Origin of the sequence: Herbidospora solisilvae, assembly GCF_009901565.1 — a bacterium.
GTDB classification, from domain to species: domain Bacteria; phylum Actinomycetota; class Actinomycetes; order Streptosporangiales; family Streptosporangiaceae; genus Herbidospora; species Herbidospora solisilvae.
The window spans coordinates 155,511-171,015 of the sequence record NZ_WXEW01000004.1 but is presented as its reverse complement, the minus strand read 5'-3'; the positions used below and the strand labels follow the sequence as shown (position 1 = coordinate 171,015).

8 protein-coding genes are annotated in these 15,505 nt (G+C 66.3%); 6 read left to right on the top strand and 2 right to left on the bottom strand.

Annotation, left to right across the window (positions count from 1 at the left end):
• Positions 1-200: 200 nt before the first annotated feature.
• Entirely contained in the window at positions 201-1,265 is a 1,065-nt protein-coding gene (locus tag GT755_RS14100; RefSeq protein WP_235966682.1) for a L,D-transpeptidase, read from the top strand.
• Here the strand turns inward: GT755_RS14100 and GT755_RS14095 are convergent.
• Positions 1,262-4,513, bottom strand: a complete 3,252-nt coding sequence (locus tag GT755_RS14095; protein ID WP_161480182.1) for a BTAD domain-containing putative transcriptional regulator — start codon at positions 4,511-4,513, stop codon at positions 1,262-1,264. The genes GT755_RS14100 and GT755_RS14095 overlap by 4 nt on opposite strands.
• An 81-nt stretch (positions 4,514-4,594) precedes the next feature.
• Here GT755_RS14095 and GT755_RS14090 point away from each other — a divergent pair, with 81 nt between their 5' ends.
• Positions 4,595-5,848 (top strand): FAD-binding oxidoreductase, encoded by a 1,254-nt coding sequence (locus tag GT755_RS14090; protein WP_161480181.1) that lies wholly within the window; start codon positions 4,595-4,597, stop codon positions 5,846-5,848.
• Between the two features lie 415 nt (positions 5,849-6,263).
• Complete coding sequence (locus tag GT755_RS14085) at positions 6,264-6,998, top strand: phospholipase A2 (RefSeq protein WP_161480180.1); 735 nt, start codon at positions 6,264-6,266, stop codon at positions 6,996-6,998.
• Between the two features lie 59 nt (positions 6,999-7,057).
• Here the strand turns inward: GT755_RS14085 and GT755_RS14080 are convergent, their stop codons facing one another.
• Positions 7,058-7,228: a hypothetical protein gene (locus GT755_RS14080; RefSeq protein WP_161480179.1), complete on the bottom strand. Its 171-nt coding sequence runs from the start codon at positions 7,226-7,228 to the stop codon at positions 7,058-7,060.
• Between the two features lie 1,117 nt (positions 7,229-8,345).
• On the opposite strand from GT755_RS14080, the gene GT755_RS14075 reads away from it, so the two are divergent.
• The 3 genes from GT755_RS14075 (at position 8,346) to GT755_RS14065 (ending at position 15,447) form a co-directional block, all read left to right on the top strand.
• Positions 8,346-9,389, top strand: coding sequence for an AraC-like ligand-binding domain-containing protein (locus GT755_RS14075; RefSeq protein ID WP_161480178.1), 1,044 nt, complete (start codon positions 8,346-8,348; stop codon positions 9,387-9,389).
• Between the two features lie 46 nt (positions 9,390-9,435).
• Positions 9,436-14,334, top strand: a complete 4,899-nt coding sequence (locus tag GT755_RS14070; protein ID WP_161480177.1) for a DNRLRE domain-containing protein — start codon at positions 9,436-9,438, stop codon at positions 14,332-14,334.
• Positions 14,335-14,424: 90 nt separating this feature from the next.
• On the top strand, positions 14,425-15,447 hold the full coding sequence (locus tag GT755_RS14065) for a hypothetical protein (protein ID WP_161480176.1): 1,023 nt from the start codon (positions 14,425-14,427) through the stop codon (positions 15,445-15,447).
• The last annotated feature ends 58 nt before the right edge of the window (positions 15,448-15,505 follow it).

Genomic DNA, 15,505 nt, shown 5'->3' with positions numbered 1-15,505 from the left:
TTGCCTTCGAAAGGAGTGTCGCGCGACCGAACTCCCCGTAATCGGGTAATAACTCAGAGATAGTGATCAAGGTGACCCGGGGGGAGATCCGCGTGCGAAGTCGTGGTGCGGGGGCGTTGGCCCTACTGATGGTGACCGGTTGTGCCACTACCGCCACAGCAGGGGAGGACGCCGCCCAGCAGAAGAAGGCCGAGTCGGTCATGATCTTTCCGACCAACGGGGCCGCGAACCTGCCGCCGGAGCTCCCAATCAAGATCTACGCGTCCGGCGCCCCGCTGGGGTCGGTGGCCGTCACCGCCGACGGCGGCAAGCCGGTCGAGGGGGTCTACAGCGCCGACCGCACGATGTGGCGCAGCGTGCGGCCGATGATGCCGGGCACCCGCTACACGGTCGCGGCGACCGCCGGGTCGGCGCGGGGGAGCAGCTCGTTCTCCACCCTCGCGGCCACCAAGACGTTCGAGATCGACACGCTGCTGCCGAACAAGGACTACACCGGCCTGACGGTCGGCGTCGGCATGCCGATCATGATCACCTTCAACACGCCCGTGAAGGACCGGGTGTCGATCGAGCGCAACCTGCTCGTGCAGGCGTCCAAGCCGGTCGAGGGCGCCTGGCACTGGTTCGACGACAAGACGATCGCCTACCGGCCGAAGAAGTTCTGGCCGCCCCGGACCAAGGTCCGGGTGACCGCCCGCATGGCCGGCGTGCGCGGCGACAACGGCCTCTACGGCGGCAAGGACGTCGTGCGCGACTTCACCATCGGCCGCTCCCAGATCACCAAGGGAGACATCACCAAGCACACGATGGACGTGATCCGCGACGGCAAGGTCATCCGGACGATCCCGTTCAGCGCCGGCAAGGGCGGCGTGTGGAAGTACCACACCACCAGCGGCATCCACCTGGCCATGTCGCGCGAGGACGTCACGGTCATGACCTCGCCCGACGCGGGCCCCGGCCAGGCGGGCTACTACCAGCAGACCGTCTACGACACCGTCCGCATCTCCAACAGCGGCGAGTACGTCCACGGCGCGCCCTGGTCGGTGGGCTCGCAGGGCAACTCCAACGTCAGCCACGGCTGCGTGAACATCAGCCCGTCGAACGCGAAGTGGTACAAGGAGGAGACGCTGATCGGCGACCCGATCATTCTCACCGGCTCCCCTCGCCAGCTCGAACCCACCAACGGCTGGGGCCACTGGCAGCCGAAGTGGAAGGACTGGCTGAAGTGGAGCCGGCTGCGCGACGCGACGACCGACCCGATGGTCTAGCCGAGCCGGTCCCGGAGCGCCGCGCTGCGGCGCTCCAGATGGGGGATGGCCAGCCTGCGGTGCACCCGGGCCGCCTGACCCGCGTGGTCGCGGGCGCGGTCCAGGTCGCCGAGGGCCTCGTACAGACCCGAGACGGCCTCGTGGATCGAGCCCCACGAGACGCAGCCGGTCCCCAGGGTGGCGATCTGGTCGGCGACCGGGAGCAGGGCCGTCAGCATCTCCTCGGGGGCCGGGCGGCCCATGCGGGCCGCGACCAGCGCCCATTGCCAGGCCGAGAACTGCCAGGCCCAGTTGCGTTCGAGGGTGACGCCCCAGCGGTCGAGCAGCTCCTTGGCGCCCGTCTGGTCGCCCGACTCCCACAGGGCCAGGATCGCCGTCGGGCGCAGCAGCCGGTCGGACGGGTCCTCGGCCCGCTCGACGAGCGTGGCGACCAGGGCCGCCGGCACCGCGTTCCGCGACCAGCCGATGTAGAACTCGCTCAGCAGGTCGACGAAGTCGGGCCCCCACAGGCTGGTGCGGCGGTACCACTCGCCGGCCAGCGCGCTGTAGCGCCGGGCCTCGGCCCAGTCGCCGTGCAGGATCGCCCGGCCCGAGGCGGCGTAGTTGACCTGGGCGGTGATCTCCGGGATGCGCAGTTCCTCGGTGAGCCGCAGGCAGCGGGCCAGTTCGGCGTCGTACTCGGCGATCGCGCCGTCCTGCATCAGGCCCTGCATGCGGTGCAGGCGTGAGATGACCTCGGTCAGCTTGGGCAGGCCGGGCAGGGTGAGGATCTCGGCCGCCGCGGCGAACCGCTCGGCGTCGTGCTCGGGCGACCAGGCGGCGATGACGTAGTTGTTCAGCGTCCGGGCCAGCAGGTGCGGGTCGCCGGTCCGGCGGGCCAGGGCGACCGCCTCGGCGGCGCAGGCCAGGCCCTCGTCGCGCGGGCCGTAGTAGAGCTCGACGGCGAGGGTGCCGAGGAGGGCGGCGCGGCGGGCCAGGTCGTCGGCCGGCAGCCGGGCGAGCTGGTCGCGCAGCACGTTCACCATGCGCGGGTTGACGACGCCGTAGGACCACCAGTTCCAGAGCGTCACGCCGCCGAAGACGCTGGTGGCCTCGATCGCCATGTCGTCCTCGCCCAGCCGCATGGCCAGGTCGACCGCCTCGTCGAGGGGCGCACGGGCGCCCAGCACGTCGCCCGTGACCCGCCGGGCCCGGCCGAGCTCGATCAGCAGGCGGCACCGCCGGGAGGTGCCCGCCGGGCCGTGGGAGGCCAGCGCGAGCTCCCAGTAGCGCACCGCCTCGTCGTAGGCCAGACCCGCGGCGGCCTGCTCGGCGGCCTTGACGGCATAGGCGACGGCCTTCTCGGCGTGGCCGACGCGGGCGGCCTGGGCGAAGTGGTGGGCCAGCACCGGGACGCGGTCGAGGTCGCCGCCGCCGAACGACTCGGCGGCCTCGCCGATCTTCCCGTGCAGCCGGGCGCGCTGGAGGCGGGTGAGCTCGCCGTACAGGGACTCCTGGACCAACGCGTGGGAGAAGCGGTAGTCCCAGCCGCCGTCGAGCTCGACGAGCAGGCCGGTCGCGACGGCCGGTTCGAGCAGCAGGAGCAGCCGCGCCGGGTCGATGCCCGCGGCGGCGGCCAGCACGTCGGAGTCGACGTCGCGACCGGCCACCGACGCGGTCCGCAGCAGCGCCTGGGTCTCCTCGGGCAGGCGGGAGACACGCTGCGCGATGACGTCTCTCACTCCGTCGGGTACGGGCAGGGCCGCGATGTCGGCCGACCGGGTCGAGGCCGCCAGGCGGAGCAGCTCGCCCAGGTAGAAGGGGTTGCCGCCGGTCCGGTCGTGGAGCACGGCCACGTGCTCGCGCAAGGCCGGGTCGCGGCCGTCGAGGTAGTCGGCGACGTCGGAGGTGGTCAGCGGGCCGACCGTGAGCCGTTCGGTGCCGCGCTGGCGGGCGAGTTCGGCGAACACGTCGACGGGCTGGGGGGTGTCGTGGTGGCGTACCGTCACGACCACCAGGAGCGGGCTCCGGTGCAGGTCGGCGCTGAGGAATGTGAGGAGCTTCAGGGTGGCCGCGTCGGCCCAGTGGGCGTCCTCCAGCACGATCATGACCGGGCCGCGCGCGGCGCGCCGTTCGAGGGCGCGGGCGACCGCGTCGTGCAGCAGGAAACGGGCGGCGTCGGGGTCGGCGGCCTCGCCGGGGGCCGACAGGCGTTCGGCCATGGGCGGGTCGAGCAGCCGCAGGGCCTGAATCCACGGCCAGAAGGCGGGGGCGTCCTCGGCGCAGCGGCTCCACGCGGTGGTGAACCCCTGCCGGGCGGCCAGCTCGGCGGCGGCCTCGGCCAGGGTGGTCTTCCCGATGCCCGCCTCCCCGCCGATCAGCAGCACCCCGCCGGAGCCCTTGGCGGCGTCGGCGACGCGGTCGTGCACGCGCCGCTGCTGGGCCGCCCGGCCGACGAACCGGGGCAGCTCGACCTGCGCCGGAGCGGGCGCGGCGACCACGGCGACGCGCGAGGGCGGCAGCTCCTCCTGCCGCAGCACCGCCTGCTCCAGCGCCCGCAGCTCGGGGCCCGGCAGCAGCCCGAGCTCCTCGTCGAGCAGCGCCCGGCAGCGCTGGTAGGCGGCCAGCGCGTCGGCCTGCCGCCGGTCGGTGTAGAGCGCCCGGATGAGCAGCGACCAGAGCCCTTCCCGGTACGGCGCCGCCTCCAGCAGCCGCTCGACCTCCAGCGCCACCTCGGCGGAACGTCCGAGGGCCAGCCGCGCCTCCGCCCGGGTGGTCAGCGCCGTCAGCCGAGCCTCGGTCAGGTGGGCGATGGTGGGGCGCAGGTACTCCTCGTCCTGCAGCCCCGTGTACGGCTCCCCACGCCACAACTCCAGCGCGGGGGTGAGGATCTTCTCCACCTGCTCGGGCGGGGCGGCCTCGGCCTGCTCCATGGCCCGCAGGAACCGGTGGGAGTCGATCTGCTCGGGGTCGATGTCGAGCAGGTAGCCGGGTTCGCGGGTGCGCAGGATCCGCGCCGGGGTGCGCGGGCTCCTCTCGGGCTCCAGGGCCTTGCGGAGCTGGAAGATGTACGCCTGGAGCGTTCCGGTCGCGCTGGAGGGCGGCTCGTCCTGCCAGAGGGCGTCGATGATCTGGTCGAGCGCCACGACCCTCGGGGCGTGCGTGAGCAGCAAGGCCATGACCGCCCGCTGCTTGCGCGGGCCGAGGTCGACGGCCCGCCCCTCGCTGAGGACCTCCACGGGCCCGAGGACCCGGAAGTCGTGCCGCATCGCCGTTCCTCCCTGATGACTAGGACCACACTAGGATGCCGCCTCAGCCGCATACGAGGACACCATGGGACAACCTCTCCCATGAACGAAATCTCCGGATTCAACCTCGCGGTCCGCCACCACCCCGCCCTCGTGGCCGAGGCGGAGACCCCCTCCGACGTCGCCGAGGCCCTCGCCCACGCGAGCGCCCGCGACCTGCCCGTGGCCGTCCAGGCGACCGGCCACGGAGCCGTCCAGGCCGCCGACGGCGCGGTCCTGATCCTGACCTCGCGGATGCGTTCCCTGACGATCGACCCCGTCGAGCGCACCGCGACCATCGGCGCCGGCTGCACGTGGGCCGAGGTCGTCCAGGCGGCGGCCCCCTTCGGGCTCGCGCCCCTGTGCGGCTCGGCCTCCGGCGTCGGCGCCGTCGGCTTCACTTTGGGCGGCGGCATCGGCCCGCTGGCCCGCACCTACGGGTTCGCGGCCGACCACGTCCGGTCGCTGACCGTGGTGACGCCCGACGGCGCGGTCAGGGTCGCCGACGCCGGCAGCGAGCCCGACCTGTTCTGGGCGCTGCGCGGCGGCAAGAGCGGTTTCGGCGTGGTGACCTCGCTGACCGTGGACCTGTTCCCGCTGGCCACCGTGTGGGGCGGCGGCCTCTACTACGCCGCAGCCGACGCCCCGGCCGTCCTGCGGGCCTACCAGCGCTGGGCGCCCGGCCTGCCCGAGACGCTGACCACCTCGCTCGCCTTCCTGCGCCTGCCGCCGCTCCCTCAGCTCCCGCCACCGCTGCGCGGGCAGTTCGTGGCCCACCTGCGGGTGGCCTCTCCGGAGCCTCAGGAGGCCCTCCTGGCGCCGATGCTCGGGGTGGCCGAGCCGGTGCTCGGCGGGGTGGGGGAGCTGCCGTACACGCAGCTCGACCGCATCCACAACGACCCCACCGACCCGATGCCGGCCGTCGAGCGCAGCACCCTGCTGCGCGAGCTGACCCCCGAGGCGGTGGAGACCCTGCTGACCGTCGCCGGGCCGTCGGTCGAGCTGCCGATCCCCGTGGTCGAGATCCGGCACCTGGGCGGGGCACTGGCCCGCGAGCCGAAGGAGCCGAACGCGGTCGGCGGGCGCGACGGGGCCTTCAACGTGCTGGCGATCGGGCTGCCCGGGAGCGACCCCGGGCCGGTCGTGGGGGCGCTGGCGCCGTGGTCGACGGGCGGGTCTTTGATCAACATGCACGGCTCCGACCTGACGACGACGGACCGGGCCTGGCCGGAGGAGACCCGGCGGCGGCTGGCCAAGATCAGGAACCGGGTGGACCCCGGAAACCTTTTCCGAATCGGTCACGTCGCGCCTCGGTGAACTCCAGGGTTATGGACGAAATCGTGGAATAGCAATTCATGGCTGGATTGTCACCTTAATTGACCTGAATTCCGGCGTAGACTCCGGGCCATGTCAAGGGGGGTGGATGCGGCCGTCTGGAACTCCCGCACCGTGTTGTGGCGGCCTGCCTGTGAAGGGGATTCGGTGTAACGTCGAAGCGAAAACGATCGATTTACACCATATTGCGAAAGGTATTCGCCGCCATGGGGTGCTGCGCGCCGACTCTTCGAGAGTCGGCCGCGAGCGACCTTTCGCGTCGCACCCGCACCTCCATGTCTGTGTCGGCGCTCCGGTCCTTCGCGGGACGAAGGCGAGAACATTGTGCGGATCACCGCCGTTCGTCATGCGTGGGTTTGGAACGATCCCGGCTGTCTGTCGGAATGAGGAGTGACATGTGACTCGTTCGACGCATGGTCTGGCGCGTGCCGCGACGATCCTGGCGGTCGTGCGGCTTCTGGCAGGCGGGCCGGGGGTCGCCTCCGCCGGAGCCGCCGACGACCCCGTTGAGGAGACCGACCGGTTGTTGTTCGAGGTCTCGCTCGGTGACTTCGCCGAGCAAGCCGACCAGGAGCGCATGGGGCTTGATGACTGCTCGTTCGCCGAGGGACAAGAGGGGTTCGACTTCGGTGAGGCCTGCTGGCGGCATGACCTCGGGTACCGGAACTACCGGTCGCAGGGCCGTCTCACCACTGCGGCGCGCGAGCGGATCGACGGGCGGCTCCTGACCGACATCAACGGGATCTGCGCCCGTTACCGGGGCCGGGAGGCGTTTAGGGCCGTCGTCTGCCGGGGGGAAGGGCGGGTGCTGCACGGGCTCGTGCGCGGGGTCGGGCGGGTTTATCCGGCCGCCTCTGTCATCACCCCCGCCGGCCGGGTCGTGCGGCTATACGCGGCGGCCCAGGAGCCGTTCGCCGTGGGGTGGATCAGCGGGGCGGCGCTGGGGGACACGGTCTGGGCGGACCGTTCCTGGAACTCCGGGGTCACCTGGATCCAGCTGGGGCTCACCAAGGTCGAGCCCTTTCTGACGACTGCGGTCACACCGCCGATGTGGGATCGCCACCAGAGCCTGCGGGCCTGCGGGCAGGCCCGTGGCGGTCCGGTCGCCTGCACCCGGTGGGTCACCGTGTGATCGTCCAGGAAAAGAGAAGACCTGGAGAGAAACGCTCCGGGTCTTCCTGTGAGAACGCGTCAGCGCAGTTCGCGCGGGTGGTCGCCCGCGCCGACAGCGGCGTGCTCGTCGTGACCGTGACCGTGACCGTGACCGTGGCCGTCGGCGTGGCCGTGGCCGTCGAGCGGGACGTGGTCGGTGCCGTAGAACTTGCTGGTCGCCGCCCGGAGCTTGCCGATCGGACCGCGCACGCATCTTCGGCGGGATGCTGTCCTTGTCCTTGTCGCCCGGGACGATCGGGATCTGCTTCTTGCCGCGCATGTGCTCGGCGATGTCCTCGGCCGGGGCACGTGGCGCCTCGATGAATTCCATATGCACGGAGGACATCTGGTTACTTGTGAACTCTGACCTCGGGGGTTGGGGTGGTCATCTGGAGTTCCGTGTCCTCCACGGGGCTGCCGAAAGGGCCGGAGCATAGTTCGCGTCAGAATAGGAATTGGCCACTTTATGGCCGGGTTGATTCGCCGATTGGCTCCGGCGGGACCGGCAAGACGCCGATCCCGATCCGGGGTCGTCTCTCCGCCTCGATTTTTAGCGTTCCGGGCAGTTCGGTACCGAGTGCGCCGTTGGGCCGAGGGCCGGTGAGAGAGGCATCAATCAGTCCGACTTGTGTTCCGCGGACCGCCGTAGGTGCCCCGGTTCTACTGATGCTCCATTCGCCGGGCGCTTGCACCGCCACCGGAGTTCGCGTCCCTCTACGAGCGGGTCATCGCGCTCTCCGCCGGCGTCACCGGAGCGCCCCAACGGGACCGCCGGGACTGGGATGGGCCGTTCTGGCTGCCACATGGCAGCAGGCCGAGATGCCCCAGCAAGCGCTGCAGAAGTAGGCGGTCACGGCTGATGGGGCGCCACATCACAGCGAACGTGCCCCCGGGTAGGTAGCGGAGGGAGCGGTCACCTGCGTCTCCGCTGAGCTTCGAGCGTCGGCGAGGAAACGGAGCGAAGGCTCCGGGCCTCAACCTCACGTTGCCGAGCTGACAAGGTCCGTCGCGCGTTCATGGCGCTGCATGACGGCCGTCAGGACGGTCCGAAGTGATGGCAGGAGCTTGTTCGGCGCCGCGGTTCGCTGATCAGGGCATCTGGGTTGAGACCGGCGGTCAGCGTCGACCAGTCCGTGGATTGGCCCGTTCCTCTGCATCCTGACATGCCGGGGCCTGCTTTACATGCGGGTCCTTGTGCTTGATCGCTTCTGACAGTCGTCATCAGAGAGCCGGTGATCGGCATGTCAGTGTCGGATGCCATCCTCTATGGGGCCGGGAAGATCTTCCCTGCTGCACGACCATGCGGTTTTTGATAGTGGAGGGTGCGTTGCTCGTCAGCGACTTCCGTACGACCGATATGCCTGTAGGTGATCGATTTGAATGCTGGATCGAACATGTGGGAAGAGCGTTGGCTCCGGTCGGAGGGCAGGCCAAGGACCGAGAGAACTTCCAGGGACGGATTCGTGTCATCGCACTCGGCGCGGTAACCCTGGTCACGGCGGCGCATCCCGCGCTGAGCGTCCGCAGATCGGGGCAGATGATCAGGCGACACGATCCCGAGGCCTACCAGGTGGCCCTGATTCGCAATGGGGACGGGCTCGTTATGAAAGGTCGGCAAGAGATGGCGTTCGGCAGCGGTGATCTCGTACTGGTGGACACGTCTCACCCCTTCGAAGCGCTTCGGTCCGCCAAATCCGACCGGACTTCATCGATAGTGGTCCAGGTTCCCCGTGCGCTCCTTCCGCTGTCGCCCAGGGCGGCGGGCTCATTCCCGTGGGGAACTCTTCCCACCCGTGGGGGGATAGGAAGGGTTTTCGCTCATTGGCTGATGAACATTGACCGGTACTCGGGGGAACTGACCGCCGATAGTGCGCGGGCCTTGGAGAGCGTCACGATTGAGCTGCTCACAGCTGTTATGTCATGTCGATTCGACACCGTCGGCTCCATGTCGCATGAATCCGGGCTCTACATCCTCCGCTCGCAGATCCGGGACTATGTTGAGCAGCGGTTGGGCGATCCGGAACTGTCTCCCGCGACCATCGCCGTAGCTCACCAGGTCTCCGTGCGACGCCTCTATCAGATCTTCGAGGATGAGGAGTTCACTCTTACTGCCTGGATAAGACGGCGTCGCCTGGAGAACTGCTACCGTGATCTCGCTGATCCCCGGCTGCTGTCTCGGCCCGTCCATGCCGTCGCACGCCGGTGGGGCTTCCTCGACGCTGCTCACTTCAGTCGCACATTCCGCGCTGTGTACGGCATGCCACCCAGCGTGCACCGGCGCCTCGCTGTGCACGGAGACCCGCATGCAGGAATCGACAAGCAGGGCTCACCGGTAGTCAATGACTTTCATGTGGGGCTGTCGCATCCTTAGTCGGTCCAGATAGGCCCTCATCTGAGCGTTCTCGGAAGGGAATCAGGTGAACCACCGATTAGGTTCTGCCCGCACCCGTATTCAGCCCGTCTCTCATGTGCTCACCAAGTTCGTGCTCGCCGGACTGTTCGTCTCGATGCTGACGACACTGCCCGCCGCTCCTTCGCTGGCGGAGAACGAGCAGACCAAAGAACCCGTCAGGTCGCCCATGCTCGATCCGGTGGGTGTGGCCCGACTGGCGGCGAAAAGTCAGAACAAGGAGGTGGAGATCCCGAGCTACAACACTGAGAGTTCGACGACGGTTGCCAATCCCGACGGAAAGACCGTAGCCACCTACGTCTACAACGAACCGGTCCGAGTAAATCGCGGAGGTGTTTGGCGGGATATCGACACGACGCTGATTGTGGAGGACGGGACCGTCCGTCCGCGAGAGGCGGGGATAGACATCGGGCTCTCCAGCGGTGGCGGTCGAAAACTGGTGACGGCGAAGGGGGACAGCCCTGATGGGACGCTGCGCACCTTCGGAATAGACGTGCCGGATGATCTACCTACTCCGAGACTGTCGGGGAACATCGCCACCTACCCGTCGGCGTACGGGCCTGGAATCGACGCGGTGGTAGAGGTCACGCCGAAGGGCTTCCAGCATCGGGTTGTGATTCGTGAACGTCCTTCCGAAGCTCTGAACCTGCGGGCTTCGGTTCGTCTGCCGGCTGATGTGAGTCTCCGCAGGAGCGCGGACGGCTCGGCATCGCTGACTTCCGATGCCGGACGGACCAGCATGCCCGTCCAATTGACGCTGGCGGACGCCAAGGCGATGGCCGCGCCGGGTTCCGGACGTCTGAGCATGGCGCCGATGGTGGCCGAAGGAACCTCGAATCGGGCAGATCTCCAAGTGACGCCCGATGAGAAGTTCCTGGCCGACCCCGCCACGACATATCCGGTCACCCTGGCCGTCGCCGACTCGGACGAGTGGTTCGGTGGTGGTGTGCCCGACGACACCTTCATCAACAACGACACCTATAGCAACGGCAGTTCGAGCCAGTATATGAATGCCATCTTCGCGGGGCGCGAAGCCGTCGGGCGCAACTGGCGTACTTACCTGCATTTCGACACCACTGACGCACCGTTCATAGGGCGTCCTATCCTCAACGCAGACCTGCGGTTATGGAACTACATTTCCCACGCCTGCGGGGAGAACGTTGGCGACATGGTCGTTCAGCGCATCACCAGCAGCTGGGCAATCAATACGCTGCGCTGGAACAACCAGCCCTCCGCGACCAGTAGCGGCGAGAGCATCAATTCAAGCGGTCTCGACCAGGACTGCACCGACTGGCGGGATGAAGGCGAACTGTGGCACACGATAGAGCCGATCGTCCAAGCGTGGTCTGACGGACAGCCCAACTACGGCCTTTTAATCAGAGCTCGTGCAGAGGCTGGCCCGGACAATTGGCGTCAATATCTATCCGGCAACTATGGCGGGACCGACGGACACGCGCCTTACCTCTACGTCAAGTATGAGCTTCCCGAGCAGGTCAACGCGATCGCCTGGTTGTACGGGAACGAGCCAGTCCCCACCACGCAGGAGGAATGGGCGGAGCTCGCCAATGATCCCGAGCGCTCAAGGGCGGCCGTGGAACTGCCTCCATCCACGGACGTCACGCCTGAACAGGCCGAGCAGGCCCGAGCAAACACCGGGTCGCTGAGAATCCCGGCCGGTGATCTGCTCGCTCTGCCCGAGCCGACGGAAGAGCCGGAAGCCGATCCGGACACGAGCAGTCCGGTAGTGGCGGAAACGAGCCCCGGCACGGACGCAACCGGTGTACCCGTGCATGACTCGGTCTGGCTCACCTTCAGCGAATCGGTGAGCGGCGCGCAACTCGAGGTGGAAGAGAGCGACGGCACCACAGTGCCGGGTGAAGCCTTCCTGGAGGAGAATGGCGACGTCCTCGTTTTCACCCCGAGCCAGCCATTGGCCCCGGAGACGGTGCACACAGTTTCCGTCACCCTCGCCGAAGACGAAGCCGGCAACACAATGGACCCGCATTCGTGGTCTTTCACCACAACTCCAGCGGAAACGGTGGCTCCCACGATCACTGGGGTCAGCCCGGCGGCTGGTGCCACGGCGGTGGCGCTCAACACTTCCGTGGACGTGACCTTCAGCGAAGCTGTGACAGGTGCGCTGATCACAGTCAAAGACCCGGCTGGCAACCTGGTTGCCGGAGCCCCGGAGATGCAGCCGGACGGTACGACACTGCGCTTTACGCCGGACCAGCCACTTGCCGCGGCGACCTCCTATGCGGTCGAGGTGAGCGGCGCCAAGGACGCGGCGGGAAACGTTCTGCCGACACCACACTCAACCTCTTTCACCACCACCTCGGTGATTCCGAGCCCATCGCCCAGCCCTACTCCCACTCCGCGATCGGTCACGTTACCTTTGCAGGTGGACGCATGGATCGATGACAACGGTGGCTCAAACGATGAGGATTCCGTTTTGTGGGCTGGAGTCTACGAAGCCCCCAGCAAGATGATTCTTGAGCAGACCTACCTCAAGTTCGACACGTCGGAACTGAGCGGCAAGACGGTTACAGACGCGAAGTTGCAGCTGTGGAACAACTATGCCTCCGGCTGTGGCAACGGTTCCTCGGGTATCAAGGCTCAGCGGATCACCTCCGCCTGGTCCACCTCCACGTTGCAGTGGACGAATCAACCGGCCACCACCGCATCAGGCGAGGTGGTGGCGAAGGATCCCGGCTCATGTGTCTCGTCACCATCCTCGGAAGTCTCGTGGACTTGGCCGGTGACTGGTATCGCTCAGGCCTGGGCGGCCGGGCAGGCCAATCAGGGGTTGGTGCTCCGAAGCGCAGACGAATCGGAAAATGCTCCTGAGTTCGATCGGGGATTTGATTCTTCCCGGGTCGAGGGAAGCGGCGGGCATGCGCCCACACTGACGGTAACCTACCTGGACACCACGACGCCTTCCCCGTCCCCCTCGCCTTCCCCGTCGCCCTCGCCTTCCCCATCCGTGCCGACGGACACCTCGCCCCCGACCGTTCTCGAAGTGAGCCCAGCCGACGGGGCTGAAGCCGTAGATGACAGAGTGATCGTACGGTTCAGCGAACCTGTCACGAATGCGCAGCTTCTCGTGAGAGATCTGATCGAAGGAGAAGGCGTACCGGGCACCACCACGATGAGTGCCGATGGGAAGGTGCTCACCTTCACTTCCGCAGTGCCGCTCTTCTGGTTTTACGAAGCTGAGGTGAGAAACGCTCGAGACGCCGCCGGAAACGTCATGTCACCCTACATTTGGACGTTCTCTGCTTGGGGAATGGCGTCAGCGGCCAAATCGGTGGCATCCGTACTTACGGTGGCGCCGTCGGTCCAGCAGGTCTGGGCACGTGGAGTAAAGGAGACAGACGCCCGCGATGTCACCTCGACAGAGGAACCCTACTTGGGTGTAGCGGTTGATGACCGCCTCGGTCGCCGATCCACCGTTCAAGTCGAGATGATCCATGATCCCGCCGTGCCGAAACAAGGAAAGGGGAGGATCTGGTCCGGGCATGTCGCCGATGTCCCTGCCGACTCTTCCGGTGCGCTTCGGGTTCCCGCCGGCAGGCTGAAAGCCGGATGGAAGGTGCACTGGCGCGCTCGTGCGTTGAACGCCTTGACATCCGCCGCTTCGCAATGGACTGAATGGCAGCCGATGGCTATCGGAGCTGCGGTCGCGCAGGCCGGTACTCTCGCCGCAGTCAATCCACCTCCTTCAATCTACGAGTTCGAGCGCATCACTCCGCAGGAATGTAAGCAGAATTTCGCGCTGGCCAACCGTCCGCAGGGATGGGTCAAGAACCACTTCTCCTGGTGCCAGATCGGTAAGGTTGTGGCGGTGGGAGCGGGAAGTTATACGGCCTTCGTCATGACCATCGCCTACACCTATAATGGAAAGAAGAGCGTCGAGACAAACCTGGGCGGGACCACTCGGGATATCGCACTCGATGTGACGGTGTACGACAACGACGCATTCGGTCCCATCGGCGCGCAAATGTTCCAGGTCGGCGTAAAGGCCTGGGGAAACCACTGTGAACACGTGACGGTTTGGGGTGGTTCACCCAACCATAACAGCGTGATGAAGCCAATCTCGGCGTGGGAGGCCGGCGGCGACGCGACCTACAGGTTCCGACTCAGATGCCCAAAGGAGAAGGCGGATAGCGTACGGCAGGTCAGATGGAACGACGCGACGTACCCCAATGGGTTCCGGACAGAATGGATGTCCAATATTGAGAAGGTGAGCGTTGACGGCTTCCGTACATATGCTCAGTTCCCGTTCTGGCCGGGACCCCAGGGTGTCTTCCTTCTTTCGAACAAGCCTGCGGAGCTGGGCACTGCAGTATCCTGTGACACGGCGAAGTACATCAAGAACGAAGGTGGATGTGTATTCGACAGTATGCCTCCGCAGGTCGTGTTCGAATGGAACAAGGGTTACAACGCCGCGTACGAGCACTATTGGGCTGCGTGTAAGCCCGGTCCCGGCACGTTCCCGAATCTGTATCAGGTGAAGGAGTTGCCCGGATGCGCCATGAGCCCGGCCGGTGCGCCGCCCAGGATGGGCTATCTGCAGCGAATCTCTCCTGAGTCGGCAGATAGTCAGCGCCATTCGAAAACCTATCCGAAATGTGTTCAGATCTGGGGTAAGAGGTACGGCCAGAATGGCACATACCAGTGCGATGAGTATCCATTCGCAAGCACCTATCAGCGCTGGAGCGGCCATGCTTCGAACGACTACTCCCTATGTGTCATGACTACGGCAGAGAACGAGAACGCTGGAGATGTCGTTACGGCCCTCTACCTGCAGACCAGGACGTATGTAGGGGAACGGTTCTACATCAACTTCGACACCCACATCCCATCGCGCGAGAGAACCAAATATTGTTTGCCGCCCAAGCCGTAATGGCCGTTAGATAGCTGACCTCTCGAAAAGGTCGCCCGCCGTTGGCCCTGTGTCATCCGGGCCAACGGCGGGCTTGTTCAAAGGAATACTATGTCAAGGGCCGACATGGTTGCCGACCGATATCGGATGCTTCTGTCGGAGCACGAATGGTTGCATGCAGGTTTTTCTTGGACGATCGTCCGGGCCGGCGTATCGAGTAGCCATTCATGGCTTTCGCGAGGAGCATTACCTGATTTCAGGCATCTCGAACCACGCGAACCGGAAGGGCTGGACCTTGTTCCGATCGAGATAGTCTTCGTCGTGCGATCAGGTGAGCATCTGATCGCCGTGCAGGTTGAGCGCCCGTCTGTCGACGTTAAGTCTCACATCCGCCACCTGAGTGGACAGGGACCCTCATGGAGCCTCACGTGGAACATGTATGGCGATCTGCGGTTCCTGTATGCCGCCGATAGGGAGATAAGAGCTGATTCCGGCGCCGACGACTTCGTACTCCTGGCGCCAGAAGGCCTTCCTCGGGAGACGCGAGAGGCGATTGCGCGACTCAAGAGCGTGGCGGGGATGGGTTCAAGAGCGGCGAGAGCTGCCCTGATGGCGACCTTCGAAAAGATCAGCGGATTCCGGCTCGATGAAGAGTGGCTGCAATCCAACCAACCGGCGATCTTGCTGGAGAAGCCACTGACACAACTTCCGCCGTGCCCGTCAGCCCTTGAGACGACCGATCCAGATTTGTATGCCCTGCTCAGAACCAAACCGGAGGCTTCGCGTATAGCCGTCCTCTCTCATGTCGTTGACCGCTTGGCCGAACAGTTCGGGTTCGACTGGGAGTCCCTGAAGGAGGCCCGCCGTGCTGTCTCTCGGAGGGACGTGCTGTCTGGTAAGACCCGACAGGCTCTCACTGAGGAGACTTTTCGACTCGGCCGGGATTGGCGACACGCCCCAGGAGGCACGGCCGACGAAGAAGCGCTGTGGAGCCGCTGGGAGGCGGGAATCGCAACTCGTCTCGCAGTGCGAGCTGCTATCGAGGACCCTGGCAACTTCGAGGCCCTTTACCTCGCGGGGAATGCCATGAAAAGTGGCTGGTCCAGCCTGCGTGACATACTGACGTCGCTGTGAACAAGGTGCGCGGGCTGCGCACATGAAGAAGACCCGGAGCGAAACGCTCCGGGTCTTC

Coding starts and splice junctions, on each gene's coding strand:
- GT755_RS14100 (WP_235966682.1), top strand. CDS start 201: ATGATCTTTCCGACCAACGGGGCCGCGAACCTGCCGCCGGAGCTCCCA.
- GT755_RS14095 (WP_161480182.1), bottom strand. CDS start 4,513: ATGCGGCACGACTTCCGGGTCCTCGGGCCCGTGGAGGTCCTCAGCGAG.
- GT755_RS14090 (WP_161480181.1), top strand. CDS start 4,595: ATGAACGAAATCTCCGGATTCAACCTCGCGGTCCGCCACCACCCCGCC.
- GT755_RS14065 (WP_161480176.1), top strand. CDS start 14,425: ATGTCAAGGGCCGACATGGTTGCCGACCGATATCGGATGCTTCTGTCG.